The sequence below is a fragment of the Streptomyces sp. NPDC033966 genome (genome assembly GCF_055575955.1).
The window spans coordinates 53,527-74,165 of record NZ_JBVIRQ010000011.1 but is presented as its reverse complement, the minus strand read 5'-3'; the positions used below and the strand labels follow the sequence as shown (position 1 = coordinate 74,165).

Below are 20,639 nucleotides of genomic sequence, written 5' to 3'. Positions count from 1 at the left end.
CGGCCCGCCCCGGTTGCCACCCCGGTCGCAATCGGCGGCGACCCGGGGCCGATGCGGCGGCGCGGGCCCGGCGCCGAGCATGGCCGGGTGACCGAAACCATCCCGGGGCCGTCCGTGTCCCTGTCCCTGTCCCTTCCGGAAGTCCTCGTCCTACTGGGCGCCGTCGCGCTGCTGCTGGCGCGCTGGCTCCCCCCGGCCGCCCGCCGGCCCGGCACCGTCGCGGCCGCGTCGGTCCTCGTACCGTCGGCGATCGTGCTGGGCATCGTGGGGATCCGCTGGCAGATGCTTCCGGTCCTGGCCGCTGCCGCCGTCGCCTCGGCGTTCGCCCTCCCGCCCCTGCTGCGGCGCCGTACCGGCCGGCCGGCGCGGCGGGCCCGCTGGTGGCTGGCCCTGCCCGGAACGCTGGCCTGCGCCGGCCTGATCGCCACCGGCCCGGTGGCCGCCTGGGCCTTCCCCGTACCCGTCTTCCCCGAGCCGACGGGCGACTTCGCGGTCGGCACCCGGGTGGTGCAGTGGACCGACCCGCTCCGCCCCGAGGGCTTCACCGCCGATCCGGACGACCGGCGCACGGTCGTGGTCCAGCTCTGGTACCCGGCGCAGAAGAGCCCTGCGGACGTCCCCCGGGCCCAGTACCTGGGACGCACGCAGGACGAGGCGCGGACCGTCTCCCGGGCCCTCGCCGACGGGGTCGGCCTGCCCGGTTTCCTGGTCGACGGCGTCCCGAGGGCCCGCAGCCACGCGGTCGTCGACGCCCCGGTGGCCGGCGGGGCAGAGCGGTTCCCGGTCGTCCTCTTCTCCCCGGGGTCGGGCGGGGTGCGCTCCCAGAACACCGCCTGGGCGGAGGAGCTGGCCAGCCACGGCTACCTGGTCGCCGCCCTCGACCACCCGTACGACTCCACCGTCGTCGTCCTCGCCGACGGCCGCACGATCCGCACCACGACCGCCTCCTCCGGGGACCGCGACAGGGACGAGGATCTGGCCGCCGGCTGGACCGCCGTCCGGGCCGCCGACCTCGGCTTCGTCCTCACCCAGCTGGAGCGACTGGACCGAGGTGAGACCGCCGACCCGCTGACCGGACGCCTGGACACCGGCCGCGCCGCGGCGGCCGGCCACTCCCTGGGCGGAGCCGCCGCCCTGCAGGCGGCCCGGCAGGACCGCCGGTTCGACGCCGTCGTCGACCTGGACGGCTACCCCCACGGCCCCACCGCGCCCGCCCTGGAACAGCCGGCGCTCGCGCTCACCCAGGAGATCACCGCCGGCACCGATCCGCGCTACCTGCCCCGGCTCACCGAGGCCCTCGAGCACAGCACCGCGACGAGCTACCAGCTCACCGTCCCCGGCGCCGGGCACCTCACCTTCATGGACGGCCCGCTCTACCTGCCGCCGGTTCCCTCGATCGTCGGCACCCTGGGCCGCACCGAGGGTCCGCGCGTCGTCGCCGCGGCCACCCTCGCCTTCCTGGACGTCGCCCTGCGGGGCCGCCCCGGCGACCCGGCCGACACCCTCCGGGCCTATGGCACGGTCTCGTCATCAGGGGCTCGGGGAACTGCGACGCCAACCCCGTGATCGGCCTCACGCGCGTCACCGGGTCCGGACCGGGGTGCACCGGCGCGATCCGCCTGAGCGGTTCGGGCGGGCCGGTGCGGGGCCGGCCCAGGCGCTCAGGGCCGGCGTCCGGCCCACCGCCCCGGCCCCCGGCCGATGTCCGGCAAGCGCTACATCGGGTCGGTCCGGGCGCAGCACCTGTTGGAGGATCCTGCCGTGGTGATCCAGGGCAACCGGGTGCTCCACCTGCGCTATCGGGTACGCCGCTGACCGACCCGAGCGGCCTGGGCGGTCGGCCGCCGGGCGCAAGGTCCCGCGGCCCGTACCGTCGTCGCTCTCCCGGCGGCACCGGAAGCCGCGCGGCCGTCGATGCCGACCGGCCTTCCCGATGTCGTTCCGCTCCGCAGGGCCCCATGACAGCCGGACCGCAGCGCCGGCGGAGGCCGTGTCACGCCGCTCAGGCGTTTGCGGGCGGTCTGCGGGCCGATCTCGTCGGGCAGCTCCCGCCAGGACGACGAGTTGGTGCGGTACTTCCACGCGATGGCCCGATCCGGCCCCGGCCCCACATCGCATCAGTGATCACCGATCGGGCAGGCACGTCCGACCAACCGACCAACCCGTCAAGGAGACACACGCTGACCAGGAGACACCAGTGGGCGGTGGTCAGATCGTGACCAGGCCGTGGGCGGTGGCGAACTCGATCGAGACCAGGCCCGGTTCCTCATCCTCGACCCAGGTGACCTCGATCTTGTCGAGGGGGTGGTCGGCCGGTTCGCCCAGGAATTCGGCGATGGAGGCGGCGTCGCCGGCGATGGAGACCCCGTGGATGGTGGTGGAGGTGCGCGGGTCGGCGCTCGGGCGCTCCTCGATGGGGACCAACCACTGGAGGAAGTACGGAAGTTGCGGGTCGTCCAGCAGCTCGAGCAGACCGATCTGCTTCCACCTCAGGTCGAACCCGTCGGGGCGGACACGGTGGCCCTCGGCCGAGGTGCGGCCGAGGCGAGCCTCGACCGGGGCGATGTCGTCGACGGAGACCACCCAGCCGAGCCAGCCGCCGCCCTCGGCGGCGCGGCGCGCGACCGCCTGGCCGAAGGGTGCACGGTCGGCCGCGGGGTGGTCGAGTGTGGTGACGACCTCGACATAGGTGCCGCCGCTCAGCGGGAGAATGAAATTGCGGGTGCCGAATCGCGGGTGCACGCCCCCGTCGACGAACCCGGCGCCCAGGGCCGATCCGATCCACTGGACGGTCGAGACGAAGCTGTCGCGGGCCACCGCATAGGACACGTGATCAAGTCGCACCGCGCCATCATCGCCCGACAACCCGCACAAATCCCGACGCCACGCCACGCCGCGTCCGCCGTGGATTCAGCCGTGGAGCGGATCGATCACCGTCATCCCGGTCGGGGAGGCCCGGTCAGAGCCAGGCAGCAGCGCTGCCTCGCATCTTTCCCGCTTCGCTCACCTGACCTCACCTCGCCGGCCGCCGTGCTGGGCGTCACCTGCTGGTGGCGAGCCTCACGATGGCGCTGCGGCCCTGGTAGAACTTGTGGATCTGGACGCGGGTGCCGTAGCCGCAGGCCCGTACCTCGTCCGCGTATTTCCGTCCTTCCGGGGTGATCCGGACGACCGCGCACAGGGCGTCGCGACGGGTGTCCTCCACCCACCCGTCGATGTGGAGCGCGGTCTGCCCTTCGACCTGGCGGCAGGTCAGGGTCCAGCTGGCCTCTCCGGCGTCGGTCTTGGGGGAGTCGCGGGTGGGGCAGGTGACCGCGCCGGCGGGGGTGGCGGTGGCCATGACGGTCCCGCCGACCAGGACGGCGGTGGCCAGGAGGGCTCGGAGGGTGGAGGCCAGGCGCATGAGTCTTCCTTCCGTTGGGCTTGTGCCGACGGTAGGAGGCTCCGGGGGGTGGATGATCACCGTTACCACCAAGGGATGACGCGGTCCATCCCTGTGGGTGACTTGCTGGTAGCGGTGTCGGCGTACTCATCAATGGGCTCTGGCCGGAGTTCCGTGAAGTCCCGTACCTGCTCAGCGAGAGCGACGTCGGCGGTGGTACGCGAATGTCAGGGCCAGCAGCAGGGGGCCCCACAGAGTGAACAGACCGCTGACCGTCATCGCCAGCACGTCCCAACCCTCGGCGTACGGGAAGCCCTCAGCACCGCCCAGGCGGAAGGCCCCGAACGCCCAATGGACCATCAGGGAGGTGAAGAAGAGGCCACTGATTGTCGCGGGGACGATCGCTGCGAAGGGCGGTACTCGTCTGCCGCCCAGCTTGGGAATCCAGGTGGGCACAACCTCTCCCCACCGACGGACCAAGCCGAAGCTGAGCAGTGCGAATACCTCGGACAGGACGCTGAGTCCGACGACGTAGGGAATGTTCCAGGGTGAGGGTGGCAGGACCTCCCCGCCCATGCCGTAGCCGAAGGCGATGGGCAGACGCCACAGACAGACAGGCAGCGCGACCAAAGGCATCGCATGGGCCGCAACGGCTGCCCACCGGGGAACCGGCCGTTCCGTCGCTGTCGTATCTCTGCGCGCTGTGTGGGTTGTCATGCCCTCAATATGTCTGGGCAGCCCACGGACCTGCATCGACTCCGCGGACGATCCACCTCCCCCGGAAGGACGAGGAGTGTGCGGTCCACAAGTTTGACTCCGCCACTGCGATCACGGTGAGCAGGTCGGTAGGTACGCAGGCTGTGATTGAAGATTGCGGGGGTGAGCAGGGCCTGTGCGTGGTAGAGGGCGGTGTGAGCGATGTCGGTTGCGTGGAAGGCTGCCCGGCGGCACCCGCCTCGAGATTCAGCACACCCTCAGCTCGCGCGTGACAGCGGGGGCGCCGCCGTTTACTTCAGCCGCTACGTCTACGGCGAGGTCAACATCACCCAGATGGCCGACGGGCCCATCACCCTGGCCGTCCACGAGTGGGTCGACTTCCGCTTCGCCGCCCACGCCAGCGCCGTCGGCAAGTACCTAATGACCCAGCTCGACCCCGACCTGCGCATGGATCATGTTGCCCGCTACAGAACCGCCCGCTTCAGCCGCCGGGGCGGGACCGGTGCAACCGCCATCTGGTGATCATGTATGGGACCGCGGTCGCGTCGCGGTGGCCTCTGCCTTGTCCCCTCCCCGCCACGACTGACCACGCCCCTCTGCCGCAGGTGCTGCCGGTGGGGGAGCGGCAGGGCCTGGGCAGGGCAGACAGCCCGCCCCCCCCCCCCGGCAGAGTGGGTGCACTCTGCCGGTGGGGGCGGATCAGCTCATCGGCCTGTGCCGGGCCAGTCCATGAATCCCTTGACCCATTTCTTGGGTCCGGGGACGTGGTCGCCGGTGATCGCGGCGATGGCCGGTTCCCCGTACTTGACCCCCTCGTAGAAGGTTTTGGCGGTTGCCTTGCAGGTGGCGATGGTGACAGGGGTGTGCTGGCGCGTCTGCTGGTCGCAGACGTGGTTCATGTCCTGGAGGAAGATCTCGTCGATGCGTGCCTTGCCGTTCGGGTTGGAGCGGAAGTCTTTCTCACCGTGCAGGTCGCGGTAGTTGCGGTAGCCGAAGTCGTGCCGGACGCAGGCGGTGGTGAAGTCGTAGCCGGCGACGCGGTTCCGGGCGGGGAAGTTGCATTCGTTGTTCGTCCAGCGGAACTCGTACGGGTCCGGCTCGCCCCTGCGGTGTGCATCGGCGGTCTGGAGCCAGTCGGCGGTGGCTTGCGGGCCGAGCTGCGTGAGAGCGGCCAGGCGGGTGGTCTTCTCCGTGTAGGTGACCGGAACCGCGGGGGAGCCGAGGTTGCGCCACACGTCGTTCGCGCCGTTGCCGTTGTACCTCTGGACGGAGCGGTGGTCGGCGGCGATCCGGTAGAGGTAGTGGCCGCTGGCGGCGAAGCCGGCCGCAGGGCCGCCGATGCGGTTCCAGCTGTTGGGGTGACCGTTGTACTTGTGGAGGTCGCCCGTGCCACGCATGACCTTGTACAGGGTGTTGGCGGCGAAAATGCTCTCGGCAGGCCCGCTGATGGGGTCCCACCTCTTCTTCTTCGCGTCGTACTCGACGACAGCGCCGCGGTCGGGGGTCAGGCCGAAGAGGTTCTTGTCGGTGACGGCGAACGTGGCGCCCTCGCCGCCCACGGGAGTCCACTTTCCGTCGTAGCGGAAGATCTTCTTGTCGTCGGGGTTGGTCACGTAGACGGCGTCGTCCGGACCGGCGTAGAGGTTCTCGGAGCGCTCGCCCACCTTGTCCCACTTGTCACCGCGGCCGCTGTACTTCCAGAGCCCGGACTGGTTGGGGCTGACTCCGTAGAGGTGCTTGGAGGTGGCGGCGAAGGTGTATCCGGGGCCACCGATGCGCTGCCACCCACCGGTCTTCGGGTTGTACCTGGAGATGTCGCCCGCTCCGCTGTGGCCGGCTTCGATCGCGTAGACGTTGCCGCCGCCCGCGTAGAGCTTCTGCGCGGCGCCCCTCACCCGCCGCCAGTTCTCCTGGTGCTCGGACCATTCGTAGACGCCTTGATGGTCGGCGGACAGAGCGAACACCGACGTCCCGACCGCGACGATCTGCTCCAGTGCGATCGGTGCCGGACCGGAGGGCCGTCCGACCTGGCGTTTGGCGGGGGAGGCGCTGGCGGTGACGCCGAAGGCGATGACGCCGATCATGAGCAGGCACAGCATTCGGATGCCGCTGTGGAGCCTGCTCCAGAGGGCGGCGGCCCGCTGTGCGGCCTGTCGGCCGTTTCGGGGCGTGTCGGGGTGCATGGTGATCCCTTTCCGGGATGTGGACGGGATGAATGGGGCGGGGTGACGGGGCCGCTGTGGGGCGACCGGTCAGAAGCTGAAGATCCAGGCCCAGAAGGAGGGCCTGCCGGCGGGCGCGCAGCCGCTGCCGGGACTGGAGCCCGGGGCTGAGGCGGTGGAAGGAAGGGTGGGTGCGGCCGTCGGGCCGCTGTCCCGGCCTGCCGCAGGCGTGGCGGTGGCCGGCTTCGGCGCCTCGGCGGTCGCCTTGGGGCCCGGTGCCGCGGTGGCCGGCTTCGGCGCCTCGGCGGTGCTGCCGGGCTTCGGCCTCGCCTTGAGCGGCTGGGCCGGCTGCGGTGTGGCGGGCCGCGGTGGGGCAGGCCGCGAGGGTTCGGCGGTCGGCGTGGTCCGGGCCGGCGCGGAGGGTGTGGTGGTGAGTTTCTTGTAGCGCAGGGGGATGTAGGAGCTGCGGGGGTAGTCGGCGATCTTGCTGTCGTGGATGTTCGCGTGCGTCTTGTGGGCGGGCAGGCTCTCGCCGCTCTCGCTGTAGTAGAAGAAGTCGCCCTTGGCCCTGTCGGTCCAGCCGCCGAACAGCACGGCGTGGGACGCCGGGTTGTCCAGGGCGTCGCCGGGCTCCAGCTGGCCGAAGCCGGGGAGCCGGATCGCGACGGAAGGCAGGGACTGGGTGGTGTGGCTGTCCCCCAGCTGCCAGGCCATGGACACGAAGCCGGAACAGTCCTGCCGGTAGGAGCCACCGGTCGCGCCGTCCTTCCACCAGTGCTCCTGGCTGTAGGGGACACGCTCCTTGACCCAGTCCTCGGCGCGGGCGATGACCTGCTCCCGGGTGACGGGCCCGCCGGGCGCCGCGCCGCGGCCGATGGTTCCGGTTGTCGAGGGGCGCTGGTAGTCAGGACTGCTTTGGGCCTGTGCGGGGATAACGGCCAGGCCGATGGCCATCGCCAGTCCCGCCAGGGCCGCGAGCGCCTTGGGCCGGCGTACGAGCGGTCGGTGCACGGTGGTCCCTTCGCCGTGGTGGTTCCGCCGGTCTCGTTGGCGGAAGCGGTGGAACACCACGCTGGAACCTGATCTGATTGTTCGTTGGCCCGTACTTGTATTCGCGCAGGTCAGCTCGGGTGCAGGCGGCGAAGAACGGCGAACATCGGCGAAGTTCCGCGAACTTCCGGCAGGGTTGCCGGGCTGTGGAGGGGGAGAAGTGAACCGATCTGGGCGTCAGCCGGGCCCGCTGAAAGGGCGCACCGCCGAGGCGAACGCGCTCGCGCGGTTCCTGCGGGAGCTGACCGCGGACTGGACGGGGACGCAGCTGGCGGAGCGCTACAGCCTGAGCCCGAGCGTGTGGAGCGAGTACCGCTCCGGCGTGAAGATCATTCCGTTACCGCGCCTCAGCAAGATCATCGAAGACCGTTATGCCCGCGACGGCCGTACCAGGGACGACCGGCTGAGGGAGGCACGCCGCCTGCATCTGGCCGCGACGGCCGCAGCGGCGACCACCCCCCAGACACCTGCGGCAGGCGCTGCCCCGACACCAACAGCCGGCCGCACCGCCGGCCCGGCCCCCACCGCGCCGTCGACCGCCCCTCCACCGGATCCGGGCTCCGATGAGCCCTCGGCCGCTCCGGCCGCACCGCCCGCCCCCGGCACTGCGCACGAGCACGCCCAGCGGCAAGAGGCCCCCACACCGGGCGCCTCCACGAGCCCGACGCCGCCTCCGGCCGGACCGCGTGATGACACTGCAGGGACCCCCACTCCGCCGGGCACGTCCGCCGCAGGCCCGGCACCTGCGAACACCCCGAAGGAATCCCACCCGCGCGCCAGACGGCGGGGCCGCTGGCGGGCCCCCGCCCAGTGGGCGGCACTCGCGGCCCTGGTCGCGGTCCTCGTCATCGCCAACCACTACGGCGATGCGCAGGAGACGTCCGGCAGTCCCTCCTCACCAGGGGACACCGCGCAGGAACAGCCGATCTCAGCACCCGCCGTGCCGGACCCGACTGCCGGCGACCCCGCACCAGCGGAAGGCTCGGCCCCGGCATCCCCGCCGCCGGCGGGCTCCGGAGAACCGGCGCCCCCGCCGGTTCCGTCCGGCTGGCACATCGTCCGGGCGAAAGCGCTCCGCCTCGCCGTCGCCGTACCCGACGGATGGAAACCGGACGTCGACAACGCGCTCCAGTCCACCTGGGTCTCCCCTGACGACCGATACGTGATCGGGGTGAAGCGGGACGACAGCAACGGTCACACCGCCCCGTCGGCCGCCACCGGACAACTCGCCTGGTACGGCAAGCCGGCAGAGTCGAAAATGGTGGCCCTGAAATCCGCGACCCACGCCGACGTACAAGGCGGGAAGGAGGCCGTGCGCGTGGAGATGGACTACCACTGGCCGGCGCGGGAGACCCCCTGCCACCGCACCGAACTCTTCGTCGCCGGCGACGGCGGCCAGGTCTACCAGCTCCTCGTCAACGACCAGGAGTACGACGAGCGGACCACAGCCCTTCCCCAGCTCCTGTCCACCGCCCGCGCCCAATGGCGTACGGATCTCATCGACTGACCCCGAACGCGCGCGGATGCCCCCCGTTATGTTTTCGGCGGCTCCGCAACGGGGCCACTGGCCTCCGGGCCCGGCATGACTACGTGGTTCTTTCCACCGCGTGTCTTCGTCCACGTACTGCTGGACCAGCTCGCGCATCAGCTCCTCGCTGCGCGAACGACGGTCCGAGACGGCGGGGATCTTGTCCATCGCCTGGTCCAGGGCGCTGTAAGGGACGCGGAGTACCTCGGCCAGGTCATCGAGGAAGAGGGGATGCTGGGCGGGTACGATCCCCTGCTGCTCGAACCGTCGGTAAGCCTTGGCCGAGACTCCGAGTTTTCCGTGCACATCCGCTGCTGTCAGCGCGGCGGCACTCCGCAGGTCAGCGACCGCCCAGTCCTTGCGGTTCCTGGTACGCATCAGGTGAGCCGGCTCCACCCCGAGAGCGCTGGGCGAAGAGGCCGTTTCGGGACTCCATGGGCCGCAGCTCACGACCAGAGCTTCAGGTCCGCCTGCCGGTCAGCGGGACGACGTTTGAGGAGGTTTGGTCAAGCCGCTCGCGCAGCTGCTGATTCTCCAAGGTCAGCAGCGGTTTGGGCGCTGATTCTGGGGGACATGTCCGTCACGCGGCGGCCTGCTCGGGATGAGGGCGCGGAGGGCCTCGACTCGCAGGGAGGCCCTGGCCTGGGCGGTCCTGGGCCTCGTTGAGGGCGGGGACGCCGCCGTCGGTGAGGAGGCGGAAGGAGCGGGTCCCGGGATACACGTCGTGCTCGGGGCCGTAGATGTCGCGGCTCAGCCAACCCGTGCGGCCCCCGCCGTTGCTCTCCATGCGGACCACGAGGGGCACGAGGGGCACGGGCCCACGGTACATCACCTCCCACGTTGCCGGGCCCCAGGTCGTGGCCTCCCCTGCGGTGTTGCTGCGATGCGGCCACCATGCTCTCACCCACCCGGCAGGAGTCGATCTCGGTGTGCGACGAGCACGTGGTCGTGTCAGCCTGCTTGCCGTGGGAATTCAATGAGAGGTGGCAGCGTCAGGGCCGGTCGGGGGGTGACGGGGTTCGTTCTGTCATGGTCCGGCAGTCGAGCCGGGGTCCGGCGGCGGCGAAGGACACGAGGCGATCGAGGCCCTCGTTGATCTGCTCCAGGGTGAGGACGCTGAAGGAAAGGCGGATCTGATGGAACCCGGCTGCGCCGCCGTAGAAGTGGTGCATCGGGGTCCACAACACGCCGAACTCCGCTGCGGAGCGTTCCAGCGCCGAGTCGTCCGCGACGAAAGGAAGGGTGACGACCACGAACATGCCGCCGCTCGGGGTGTTCCACGAGACCGCGCCAGCCGGGCGGAAGGCGGAGCGGCTGCCGAAGCGCTCTTCGAGGCCGTCGAGCACGGCTTGCAGGTTTCGCCGGTAGACGGCTGCGACGCGCCGGGTTGCGCGTTCCATACTGCACCCGTTCTCGACGAGAAAGCCTCCGATCGCGGCCTGGGCAACGGTGGATGTGTTCAGCGTCAGCATGCTCTTCAGACGGGCCAGCTGGTCGGCGAAGAGGACCGCCCCCGAGCCGTCCCCGGTCACAGGCTGGTCGGCGACCACATAGCCGATGCGGGCACCGGCGTAGGCGGTCTTGGAGAACGACCCGAAGTAGACGACCCGCCGTGTTCGGTCCAGGGCTTTGAGCGTGGGGAGCCTGGGGATCCCGGCGTGGAAGAATGCGTACGGGTTGTCCTCCAGGAGCAGGATGTCCTCCCGATCAGCGAGGTCTACCAGCCGCTGCCGGTCCTCCAGGGACATGCTGGCGCCGCTCGGGTTGGCGAAGTCCGTTACGACGTAACAGGCGCGGGGCCGCAGCCCCTCCTGCCGGGCCCGGCGGATCTGCTCGGCCAGGTCGGCCAGGTCGATGCCGCCCGGGCCCTCGAGCACGGGCCTCACGCCCATGTCGACCAGCCGCGCTGCGCCGAGGAACCCCACGTAGGCCGGCGCGGCGGCAAGGACGACGTCCTGCGCGTCGCGGCGGAGCGCGCGGAGGACCAGGACCATCGCCTCCTGGGCGCCTGTGGTGACCACGATGGACTCGGTGTCGACGGTCAGCGCCTCATCAAGCTCCAGATGCCGGGCAATCAGCTCCTGGATGACCCCCTTGGTGCGGCCGTACTGGAAGAAGGTGCGGCGGATGTCGTCCGGGCCGAGACCCGCCTCCTTCTCCAGGTGCTCCTCGAAGGTGCGCAACTGGCGGGGCAGCGAGCCGGTGTCGTAGAAGCCCTCGTAGGGGCGGCCGGCCGCGAAGGAGACGGCCTGCGGATACCGCCCGGCGATGTCGTTGAGGAGCGTCATGGAGGTGAGGGCGGGGTCTGTCACCGAGGCGTGGAGGCCCGCGGTATCGAGTCGGAACGCGGCGGGGTGGGGATCGCCGGGCCGCGGCGCGCACACCGTGCCCGGGGTCGTGAGCGAGGCGGTCACCGGCCGACCTCTGCGGTCGCGCCGGGGCCCGGCTGGGCGCCGGTCCTGTGGAGGGTGACGGCGTTGCGGGCCCGGATGGCACGGGCCTCACCGGTTTCATCGACCATGAACTCGATCATCCCTCCTTCGAAGGCGAACATCGTGCGTGTCAGCGGCAGGCACCTGAACTCGCCCAGGTCCTCTTGGGAGTACAGGTAGAGCTGCCCGTCCCGGACGAAGACCGTGACCTCGTCGAGGCGGGCGTACGTGCCGGTGTAGCGTGCGAGGTCGGATGGTTCCGGTGTGGCGAGCAGGCTCTCGTCGAATCGCTGGCACAGTTCCCCGTCGACCATCACGTATGCAGGGCGGTCCGGCCGCGTTCCCGGGAAGCCCAGCGATACGAGGGGCCCGTCGCCGGCTCCGGCGCCCTCGAAGCGGCCGTTCCCCGCGGGGCGGAGCCTGAGGTGCCGCCCGTTGATCTCCGCGGTCAGGCCGCCTGCCTCCTCGGCGAGGCGTACCAGGCCAGTGGCCTGGCCGACGAACACGCCGGCACCGCCGCGGGGGTACGCGTCGGTCCGCTGTTCTGCGCCGCCCGCCCGCGCGGCGGGGTCGGGACCCGGCCGGCGGGGACCCGACCGGCCGGGACCGGGGGCGTACGCTGCCAGGATCCGGTGCACCAGCGACATTCCGTCGAAGCCGGGCGGTATCGCGTTGGCCAGCAGCACGGCTCCGATACGGTGGTCGGGAAGCATGGCCAGCCACGCCCCGTACCCGCAGATGTCGCCCACATGGCCGAGGACCGGGTGTCCCTGCCACCGCCACCGGTGGAAGCCGAGGGTGCTCTCGGTGTCGTCCGGGAGGAAGAGGCGGGCATGCGGGGTGCGCATCAGCCGCTGCGACTCCTCGGTGAGCAGCGGGTCCGGACGTCCGGTGGCGGCGCCCAGGTGTGCCGCCGCGAAGCGGCCCATGTCGAGGGCGTTGGAGAGCGCGAACCCGGACGGGTAGTGCGCGACGTTGTCGGCGATCTGCCGCTCCACGACGGGGGTCCCGTCGGCGCCGTACCAGTGGCCGAGTGCGAGCGGGTGCGTCAGGGCCACGGCTGGATCGAACGTCGTCGACGCCATGCCGAGCGGGCGCAGCACCAGTTCGTCGACGAGCTGCGGGAAGGGCGTCCCTGCTGCGGTTGCCGCTACGGCCCCGGCCAGATCGTAGCCCGGGTTGCTGTACGAGTACGCGGTGCCGGGCGGGGCCACCGGCCCGTACGTCCGCAGTAGCCGGAGCACCATGTCGGGAAGGTCGGCCGGGGCGCCGCCGCCGGTGGGGAAGAAGTCGTGCGGGAGCCCGGCCGTGTGGCCCAGGAGCATGCGCGCAGTGATCCGCTCGACCGCCGGGTAGCCGCAGTCGGCGAGGGTGGGAAGGACGTCGACGATGGGCCGGTCGACGTCCATCACCCCGCGGTCGTGCAGCCTGAGCACCGCGGTCGCCGTCAGCGGTTTGGTGACGGAGCCGAGCCGGAACAGGGTCGTGGCCGAGACGTCCTCCGCTTCGTCCTGCGCGCTGGTGCGGCCGAAGCCCTGCGCTTGCACTACGCCCGTCCCGTCCACGACGGCCAGGGCGAGGCCCGGTATCCCGTGCCGGCTCCGCTCGGCCTCCACGATCCGGAACAGGGCATCGGCTTCCCTCCGCATGTCCGCGCCCCCGCCTTCGCGGGCGGGCATCTAAGGGGCCGCCTGTACGGTCTCGGGGTCTTCTATCCGCACGTTCATCCGGGCGAGTGCCTCGTCGGCCGCCCGCAGTGCGCCGTGCGGATCGGTGTGCTCGGTGAGCACGTAGCCGAGCCGTACCTCGATGTTCCCCTCGTGGGGCGGCGCAACCGCGTCGCCGGGTGCCACGAAGAGGCACGCCCTGATGACGTGCGGTGCGGCGGCCGCCTCATCGACGCCCTCCACTGCGTGCACCTGTCCGGACGTGCGGGCCAACAGGAGCCGTGCACACGCGGCTCCGTGGTGCTTCTCGGTCAGGTCGGGGTTTTGGCCGAGGGCCAGTTGCAGTGCCGCGCCGGCGAGGTCGATGCCGAGCGCCTGGTGGACCAGTTCGGGGATGTAGACACCGGGCAGCCGCGGGTTGACCTCCACGATGCGCACCCCGTGCGGGGTCCGCTTGAACTCGGTGTGGACGATGCCGGTGCGGATGCCCAGGGCCCGGACGGCCTCGCGGGTCCAGTGGGCCATCGCCTCGTAGTCCTCGGCGGGCAGCCGGGTCGGGACGAGCAGGGCGTCGTAGACGAACCGCGACTGGGTCGGGCCTACCGGCTCGATGGTCTGGAGCCCGTCCGTGGCAGTGATGACGTGCACCTCGCCGTCGACGACCGCAGCTTCGACGCTCACCAGGGGTCCTTCGAGGAACTCCTCGATGATGACCCGGTGGTAGACGGCCGGCAGGTATCTGTACGGTTCGATGGCCCAGTCCCAGGCCTGGGGCAGGGCGCTCGCGTCCGTCAGGCGGGTCACCCCCTGGCCGCCCGAGGCGGCCACGGGCTTCAGCACGACCGGAAGGGTCAGCTCGTCGAGCGCATGCCTCGCCTCGTCGAGCGAGGAGGCCACGCGGTAGCGGGGCCCCGGGACCCCTGCCGCGGCGAACCGGTCGCGGGTGGCGGACTTGTCCATGCACAGGCGCACCGCCGGCAGGGAGGCCCCGGGAAAGCCGAGTTCGTCGCACAGGGCGGCGCTCAGCTCGACGAGCTCGTCCTCGTGCGTGAAGACGCCCGAGAGCCTGTGCAGCCTTACGTACTCGGCGAGTTCATCGACCCACTGCAGCGGGTCGTCGTACAGGCCCGGCAGTACGTGGACCCGCTCGGCCCCGGTGGGGAGTGCGGCCGGCGCTTCGCGCATGACCAGGTGTGCCTCGATGCCGAGGGCGAGGCACGACTCCAGGACGTAGGAGCGGTAGTGCGGGTCCCAGTCCAGGATCAGCAGTCCGGGCACGGTTGGTTGTCCCTTCATCGGTCGGTAAGGTGGTGCGGCACCACGGAGGCGAGCATGGGCGCGTGGAAGGGTTCCGTTGCGGGGCCCGGGACGCGGGACATGACGTACCCGGTGAGCGGGGCCCGCTGGACGTCGTAGTCCCCGTAGCCCACGCAGAAGGACGGGTCCTCGCACCGGTCCAGGGACAGGACCTTCTCCAGCACGGGCGGGTCGTCCGGCTCGTAGCGCCACAGCGGGTCCGCCCGGAACCCCAGGCGCCGCTTGAACAGATACAGGCCGGTGGCGACGTCGTGGCCGTAGAAGTTCGGGTCCGCGCCGGCAGACAGGACTTCGTAGCCGAGCTCGGCCGCAACCACTCCGACCTGGACGTACATGAAGCGGGCGATGCCGTGATCGCGGTGGTCCGGTTCATAGGCGTAGTAGGTCATGCGCAGCATGTTGTGCCGGGGCACCTTCATGCAGATGAGTCCGGCGACCATGCGCTCGCCGCTGTACAGGTAGACGCCGACGACCTGCTCGGGGTGGGTCCGAAACCACTCCATGTCCTCGGCGGCGTACAGGGTTCCCCGGGGCAGGGAGGCGATGTGCCGCTCGTACAGCGAGAACCAGGTGTCCAGTCGGGCGGTGTCGATCGTCTCCTCCACCTCCAGCCGGTAGCCGGACTCGGTCCGCCGTATCGCGTGCCGGGTGGACCTGCGCATCCGCGGCTGGAGGGTGTCCAGGTACGTGTCGAGGGTGGGGTATACGGGACGGGTCCAGAACAGCCACTGCGGCTTGAAGAGAAACCCCTGGGGGGTCAGCTCCTCGTACTGCTCCGGGGTGGGGTCGACGAGGCGCAGGAGGTCGGCGTCGCCGGTGTTTGCGAGCGCCGCGCCGCTCGCCACGTCGGCGTCGTCGAGTACGGCGATGCGGAAGTCGTGGTGTGTCGTCAGTTCCATGCTCGGCCTTCGTCGACGGCCGCGCGCCACCAGTCGCGGCCTTCCTGCGGCAGGGTGTGGATCGGGTCCAGGTATTCGTGCCGGCGGGTGAGCGTCTGCAGGTCCTGCGCTTCGCCGGGGAGGCGGTAGTTCTTCGTCCAGTACGAGATGCCGAGCGTTCGGTCGTATTCGGCGACCTGGTGCACCCACCGCTTGCCGATGTAGGGCACGTCGCACACGAGCCTGGGCGTGGCGAACCCGGGGAGGTAGCCCATGATGTCGTCCTGCAGGGCCTGGGCCCGGGACAGCGGTATCCGCCAGTGCTCGCTGAAGGGGATCATGTCGCAGAGGTAGAAGTAGTACGGCACGATGCCCGCGCCGTCGAGCAGGGCGAAGCAGAGGTCGAGCAGCTGCTCGGGGGTGTCGTTGACGCCGTGCATCAGGACGCCCTGGTTGCGTACGTCGCGGATGCCGGTTTCCAGGACCGCGCGGGCGGCGTGGGCGGCCAGCGGGGTGACCGAGGCGGCGGAGTTGGCGTGGGTGTGGACGGCGATCTGGACGTCCCGGTCGCGGGCGACCTTCGCCAGGCGTTCCAGGCCGGTGAGGACCTCTCCCGACAGCCAGTGCTGGGGCAGGGTCACCAGCGCCTTGGAGGCCAGCCGGATGTCCCGGACGCTGTCGATGTCCAGCAGCTCCGACACGAAGGCCTCCAGCCGGGGCCACGGGACGTTGGCCACGTCCCCGCCGGAGACGACGACGTCCCGCACCTCGGGATGGGCCCGCAGGTAGTCGGCCATGGCGGCCAGACGGTCCTGCGGCTTCGCGGCGAACCGGGTCTTGCTCACCATCGGGGTGGACTGCCCGACCAGATCCATGCGGGTGCAGTGCCCGCAGTACTGCGGGCAGGTCGCGACGATCTCGGCGAGGACCTTCGTGGGATAACGGTGGGTCAGGCCCTCCACCGCCCACATCTCCTGCTCGTGCAGGGCGTCCCGTGACGCTCGCGGGTGCGACGGCCAGTCGGCGCGCCGGTCGGAGAAGACGGGCAGCATGTACCGGCGCACCGGGTCCGCGTAGAAGGCGTCGGTCAGGCTGCCGGCCCCCGCGACCGGCACCCCACTCGCCATCGTGTTCAGCATCTGGGGCGGCAGCAGGACGGACATGGTGGCCCGCTCGGCCCGGTCGCGCTCCAGGTCGGCGTAGAAGGAGTCACCGACGAGGTCGCCCAGCACGGAACGCAACTGCTTCGCGTTGCGCACGCAGTTCAGGCGCTGCCACTGCGGCGACTCCCAGTCGGCGCGGGTGGTGTCGCGCCAGCCCGGGAAGCGCTTCCAGTCGGGTTCCGTCAGTTCCTTCCTGCGATAGGTGTACGGCTGGGCCGCGGTGGGACTCATGCGGCGTGCTCCTTTCTCCGACGGCGGCTCAGGCCGGCCGTCACTGCGGCTGCGGGGTCCACCAGAGGCTGAAGACCTCGAGCGGTTCGTCGCCGGTGGTGGTGACCTGGTGTGGCACCCAAGGCGGGTAGTAGAGGGCGTCCCCGGGGCCGATCTCGGTCTGCCCGTCCGCGGACCGGACCGTCCCCGTGCCGGAGCGGACCAGCCAGATCTCGGCGACGGCGTGCTCGTCGGGCTCGCTGGTCTCGCCGGGCGGCACGCGGAACCGGGAGCCTTGGAACGGCGGGGGCGCCTCCGACCCGCCCGGGCCGAGCGACATGTATTCCACGAGCATCCCGGGCATGCTCTCGGCGGGGCCGAACTCGATCTTCACGGGGCCGGACATCAGCTGCTCCTCACGGTCGGCAGGGGTTCGGCCGGCGCGGCGCCGGGCGGTGGGAAGCCGCCGGCCCAGGCCGTGGTGGACGTCTCGTGGTCGACGCGGTACACCTTCCGGCCCGTGACCGCGTTGAGGATCTGCGCGCTGCGCCAAGCGGCGAGGCTGAGGTTGGGGTCGGCCACGCCGTGGGTGGGCTCGGCCATGTTCTGGACGTAGAGGCGCACCCCGGCCGGGCCGTCCCACTCCAGCGAGTAGTCCCGGTTGACCTCCAGCTCGCCCCGCGCGTTGAGCAGGCGGTCCGCGAGCGGGGCCATGCAGGCGGGCACAGCACTGCGGTAGCCCGTGCAGAAGACGACCACGTCGGCGGTGTGGACCTCCTTGCGGTCGAAGTCCTGGTCGTGCACGGCTGCCACGAGCCGGTCCCCGTCGCGCTCCAGCCCGATGACCCGCCGGCCGGTCAGCAGCCGGTGCCGCACGGGCGCGCCGGCCAGGAAGTCCAGCTGGTAGAGGCGCCGGTAGATGGCTTCGAGGAGGGACTCGGTGATGCCGTCGCTGGCCAGCCGCTGACGGCGCAGCAGCTCCGCCCGGCGCTCGGCGGGCAGCCGGTGGAAGTGGTCCACGTAGTCCGGCGCGAACCACTCGTTGGTGAACGGCGAGTCGTCCAGGGGCTGGAACCCGGCCCTGCTGGAGATCCAGGTGAGCCGGCCGGGGAGTTCCGCGTCCCGCCCGAGGAAGTGGTTGACCACCTCCGCGCCGCTCTGGCCGCCTCCGACGACGAGGACGTCCTTGCCGCGCACCTTCGGAGCCACGTGGAGGAGGTCGGCGCCGTGCAGTACGGAGGGCCCCCGCAGCGGCTCGGCGAAGCCGGGCAGTGCGGGGGTGCGCCCGGTGCCCAGGACCAGTGAGCCGGTGGAGTAGCGGGTGTCGCCGGACACCGCCTCGAGCCGGTTCCGGTGCAGTCGGACCTCGTCCACGCGCCGGTTCCACCGCAGGCTGGGCAGCTGGCGGGCGACCCAGCGGTAGTACTGCTCGAACTCCTGCCGCGTGCAGCGGTCCCGGTTGGCGATCAGCGACCGGAACAGGCGCCCGTTCTCGGCGAGGTAGTTGAGGAAGGAGAAGCGACTCGTCGGGTCGACGGTCGTCACCAGGTCCTTGAGGTAGGACACCTGGAGTTCGGCGTCCGGCACCATCAGCCCCGGATGCCAGCTGAACTCCGGTCTGGCGTCGAGGAAGCGGGCGGAGAGATTCGGCACCGGCTCGGCCAGCGCGGCCAGGCTCAGATTCGTGGGACCGGTTCCTATCCCCACGAGGTCGTACTGTTCCAGGTCGTCTTTCATGCGGCCCCCTGTAGGTGTTCGTACGTCGTGAGCACCGTCAGCGCGGTGCGAACAGAGCACAGGCGGTGCTCAGGCCACCGGTCCCGGCGGGCACTTCGATCCCGTCGAGGGCCCGGTCCCAGGGCACGTCGGTGACGTCGCCCGGCAGTCGCAGGGCGGCCCACAGCTGCTGTGCCATGACCGGCGCGATCGGGCAGAGCCCCACGGCCAGGGCGGCGGCCGCCGACAGCTGGGCCGAGACCCCCAGGGCGTGGGCGCCGGCGAGCCCGGGCACGCCGGCGAAGTGGTCGCCGTCCTGGCCGGCCTCCGCGGCCTCGCGGACCAGCAGGTCGAGCAGCACGACGGCGGAGCGGGGCGCGAATCCCGGCAGCGAGTAAGCCTCCCCGACCAGCTCCAGCAGCCGCCGGGTGCGCGTGCGCAGGTGCTCCGCCGAGGCCGGCTCGGGCGCGAGGTCCGTCGGCGTGCCGCCCGCGGCCCGGACCCGGCCGTCCAGCTCCGTCAGCCAGCCGTACCAGCGCGGCAGCAGGTCGCCGTGGAGGAAGAAGTCGAACGCCTCCTGCGTGAAGCTGGTCTGAGCGGCGGCGGGCCGGTCCCAGCAGAGGAAGAGGCGGAGGTGGTCGGCGGGCGTCCGGTCCAGGGCGTCCAGCAGCCAGATCGCGTGCCGCCGGCTGGTGGAGAACTTTAGACCGTCGAGGCGGTAGAACTCGTTGGACACCAGCGCCTTCGGCAGGGTAATCGCCGGGTCCCAGGCCGAGAAGATCGCGGGGAACAGCACGGCGTGGAAGAAGCCGTTGTCGTAGCCGAAGAACTGCACCACCCGCGCGTCGCCCGTCCACCAGGCGCGCCAGTCCCCGAGTTCGCCGGCGGCGGCCAGGTAGCCGGCCGCCATCTCGAACCAGACGTAGATCCGCTGGTCGGTGAAGCCCTCGACCGGGGCCTCGATGCCCCAGTCCGCGGGGTGGGTGACGGCTATCTCGGGCAGTTCGCCGTCCGAGAGGGACCGGCACAGGGCGGTGAGGTGGCCGTTCATGGCGGTGTCGTCCCAGAACGCCTCCAGGGCCTTGCGGTGCCGTTCCAGGGGCATGTACAGGCGCTCGCAGGAGCGGGGCTCGCACTCCGTCCCGCAGATCGTGCAGCGGGGTTCGACCAGGTCGGCGCAGTCGTTCGACCGGCCGCACGACTCGCAGGAGTTCCCGCCGGACTGGCTGCCGCAGTAGGGGCAGCCGCCTGACACGTATGCCTCGTACGTCCATCGGTCGCAGGGCACGCAGTACGGCAGCGGGCGCGTGCGCGCGACGATGTCGCCGCGTTCGTACAGTTCGGCGAAGATCCGCCGGGTCAGCTCGCGGTGCAGCGGCATGGTGCGCGGGCGGCCGACGACGTCGAGCCGGATCCCGCTGTCCGACCAGGCGCGCTCGATGCGCTCGCCGTAGTGGTCGGCCACGTGCGCGGCGGTGGCGCCGTCGCGGACGGCGCGCGCCTCGGTGTAGCTCTGGTGGTCGTCGATTCCGGAGAGGTGGGCCACGGTGGTGCCCGACCGGCGCTGGTGGCGGGCGAACACGTCCGCGGCGAGGTAGGGGCCGGAGAGGTGTCCCAGGTGGAGTTCCCCGTTGGGGGTCGGCGGAGTGGCGGTGACCAGCATGTTCCCCGTCACGGGCGGTCCTTTCGGTCCATCGGGTGGGTGTGGCGGCCGGATGCCGGATGCGTTCCGTCGCGTGGGGTGGTGGGGCGTCCCGCCGCGCTGCCGGGGCGGCGCGGCGGGACTGCGAGGGGTGTCCTCAGCGGGACATGAAGGACGGCGCGCAGACCGTCGTCCCGGTGCCGGCCGCCGCCACGCTGCCGGCGCCGCGGCGCAGACGTGCGTAGGCGGGGCTGACGGCGGAGGCCACGTCGTGCAGCGGCTGGTCCACCACCGCGACGCGCGGCAGGATGCGGTCGATCCGGTCCGTCAGCCGTGCGCGCAGGACCGGGGCGTGGCCCTGCTCGGTGGTGATGGTGCCGCGGCACTCGGGGGTGCGGCACTTGCAGTCCATGGACCAGCCGACGTCCGCGGTGAACGTGGCGTAGTCGCAGGTGACTTCTTCGCCGGGGGCGATGTCGCGCACCGCCACGCCGAAGTCGAGGCCGGTGTCCAGGACGTTTGCCGCGCAGGAGTGGTTCATCAGGAACGCTCCCATGCAGGGGAGCAGGAGGCTCCCGTCCTCCAAGAGGTGGCCGTACTTGTCCAGGAGGCCGAAGCGTTCGGCCGGTATGGCGCCGAGCTCGTCGGCGGACCAGGTGGGGCATTTGGCGCAGGGCAGCCAGACGACGGTGCCGGCCGGGATCGGCTCGGTGGCGAACAGGCCCACGTTGTCCGTCGTGCTGGGCCGGATGTCGATTCCCGAGGTCAGCACCGG

17 protein-coding genes and 2 pseudogenes are annotated in these 20,639 nt (G+C 71.3%); 4 read left to right on the top strand and 15 right to left on the bottom strand.

Annotated elements, in window-relative coordinates:
* Positions 1-51 precede the first annotated feature (51 nt).
* Positions 52-1,566 (top strand): alpha/beta hydrolase family protein, encoded by a 1,515-nt coding sequence (locus tag ACZ518_RS28265; protein ID WP_469115824.1) that lies wholly within the window; start codon positions 52-54, stop codon positions 1,564-1,566.
* A gap of 138 nt (positions 1,567-1,704) precedes the next feature.
* Positions 1,705-1,815, top strand: a pseudogene (locus ACZ518_RS28260) (dihydrofolate reductase); the annotation flags it as partial.
* Between the two features lie 393 nt (positions 1,816-2,208).
* On the opposite strand, the gene ACZ518_RS28255 reads toward ACZ518_RS28260, so the two are convergent.
* From ACZ518_RS28255 to ACZ518_RS28245, 3 genes are all read right to left on the bottom strand, one after another.
* Positions 2,209-2,844: a VOC family protein gene (locus ACZ518_RS28255; protein WP_469115823.1), complete on the bottom strand. Its 636-nt coding sequence runs from the start codon at positions 2,842-2,844 to the stop codon at positions 2,209-2,211.
* A 196-nt stretch (positions 2,845-3,040) separates the two neighbouring features.
* A complete protein-coding gene (locus ACZ518_RS28250) occupies positions 3,041-3,403 on the bottom strand; it encodes a hypothetical protein (RefSeq protein WP_469115822.1) in 363 nt (120 codons plus the stop codon).
* Between the two features lie 171 nt (positions 3,404-3,574).
* Positions 3,575-4,099, bottom strand: coding sequence for a hypothetical protein (locus ACZ518_RS28245; protein ID WP_469115821.1), 525 nt, complete (start codon positions 4,097-4,099; stop codon positions 3,575-3,577).
* Positions 4,100-4,366: 267 nt separating this feature from the next.
* Here ACZ518_RS28245 and ACZ518_RS28240 point away from each other — a divergent pair.
* Positions 4,367-4,591: pseudogene (locus ACZ518_RS28240) on the top strand (IclR family transcriptional regulator); the annotation flags it as partial.
* A 212-nt stretch (positions 4,592-4,803) separates the two neighbouring features.
* On the opposite strand, the gene ACZ518_RS28235 reads toward ACZ518_RS28240, so the two are convergent.
* Together ACZ518_RS28235 and ACZ518_RS28230 are read right to left on the bottom strand one after the other, a co-directional pair.
* Positions 4,804-6,282 carry a phospholipase A2 gene (locus ACZ518_RS28235; RefSeq protein WP_469115820.1) on the bottom strand — a complete coding sequence of 493 codons (1,479 nt, stop codon included), beginning with the start codon at positions 6,280-6,282 and terminating at the stop codon, positions 4,804-4,806.
* 69 nt (positions 6,283-6,351) lie between these two features.
* Positions 6,352-7,272, bottom strand: a complete 921-nt coding sequence (locus tag ACZ518_RS28230) for an NlpC/P60 family protein (RefSeq protein WP_469115819.1) — start codon at positions 7,270-7,272, stop codon at positions 6,352-6,354.
* 199 nt (positions 7,273-7,471) lie between these two features.
* Between ACZ518_RS28230 and ACZ518_RS28225 the strand changes: the two genes are divergently transcribed.
* Positions 7,472-8,818, top strand: coding sequence for a hypothetical protein (locus ACZ518_RS28225; protein WP_469115818.1), 1,347 nt, complete (start codon positions 7,472-7,474; stop codon positions 8,816-8,818).
* A gap of 601 nt (positions 8,819-9,419) precedes the next feature.
* Here ACZ518_RS28225 and ACZ518_RS28220 read toward each other — a convergent pair.
* From ACZ518_RS28220 to ACZ518_RS28175, 10 genes are all read right to left on the bottom strand, one after another.
* Positions 9,420-9,653, bottom strand: a complete 234-nt coding sequence (locus ACZ518_RS28220; RefSeq protein WP_469115817.1) for a hypothetical protein — start codon at positions 9,651-9,653, stop codon at positions 9,420-9,422.
* 178 nt (positions 9,654-9,831) lie between these two features.
* A complete protein-coding gene (locus ACZ518_RS28215; protein ID WP_469115816.1) occupies positions 9,832-11,151 on the bottom strand; it encodes an aminotransferase-like domain-containing protein in 1,320 nt (439 codons plus the stop codon).
* A 98-nt stretch (positions 11,152-11,249) separates the two neighbouring features.
* Positions 11,250-12,920 (bottom strand): serine hydrolase domain-containing protein, encoded by a 1,671-nt coding sequence (locus ACZ518_RS28210; protein ID WP_469115815.1) that lies wholly within the window; start codon positions 12,918-12,920, stop codon positions 11,250-11,252.
* Between the two features lie 30 nt (positions 12,921-12,950).
* The gene (locus ACZ518_RS28205; protein WP_469115814.1) at positions 12,951-14,234 is read right to left on the bottom strand and encodes an ATP-grasp domain-containing protein; all 1,284 of its coding nucleotides are present in this window, start codon (positions 14,232-14,234) and stop codon (positions 12,951-12,953) included.
* Positions 14,231-15,154: a GNAT family N-acetyltransferase gene (locus ACZ518_RS28200; protein ID WP_469115813.1), complete on the bottom strand. Its 924-nt coding sequence runs from the start codon at positions 15,152-15,154 to the stop codon at positions 14,231-14,233. Before ACZ518_RS28200 ends, ACZ518_RS28205 begins: the two co-directional genes overlap by 4 nt.
* Positions 15,145-16,527, bottom strand: coding sequence for a KamA family radical SAM protein (locus tag ACZ518_RS28195; RefSeq protein ID WP_469115812.1), 1,383 nt, complete (start codon positions 16,525-16,527; stop codon positions 15,145-15,147). Before ACZ518_RS28195 ends, ACZ518_RS28200 begins: the two co-directional genes overlap by 10 nt.
* Before the next feature lie 40 nt (positions 16,528-16,567).
* Positions 16,568-16,912 (bottom strand): cupin domain-containing protein, encoded by a 345-nt coding sequence (locus tag ACZ518_RS28190; RefSeq protein WP_469115811.1) that lies wholly within the window; start codon positions 16,910-16,912, stop codon positions 16,568-16,570.
* Positions 16,912-18,243, bottom strand: coding sequence for a lysine N(6)-hydroxylase/L-ornithine N(5)-oxygenase family protein (locus ACZ518_RS28185; RefSeq protein WP_469115810.1), 1,332 nt, complete (start codon positions 18,241-18,243; stop codon positions 16,912-16,914). The genes ACZ518_RS28190 and ACZ518_RS28185 overlap by 1 nt, the downstream gene beginning before the upstream one ends.
* Positions 18,244-18,280: 37 nt before the next feature.
* Positions 18,281-19,897, bottom strand: coding sequence for a class I tRNA ligase family protein (locus tag ACZ518_RS28180; RefSeq protein ID WP_469115809.1), 1,617 nt, complete (start codon positions 19,895-19,897; stop codon positions 18,281-18,283).
* A gap of 124 nt (positions 19,898-20,021) precedes the next feature.
* Positions 20,022-20,636, bottom strand: coding sequence for an SET domain-containing protein (locus tag ACZ518_RS28175; protein ID WP_469115808.1), 615 nt, complete (start codon positions 20,634-20,636; stop codon positions 20,022-20,024).
* Positions 20,637-20,639 lie beyond the last annotated feature (3 nt).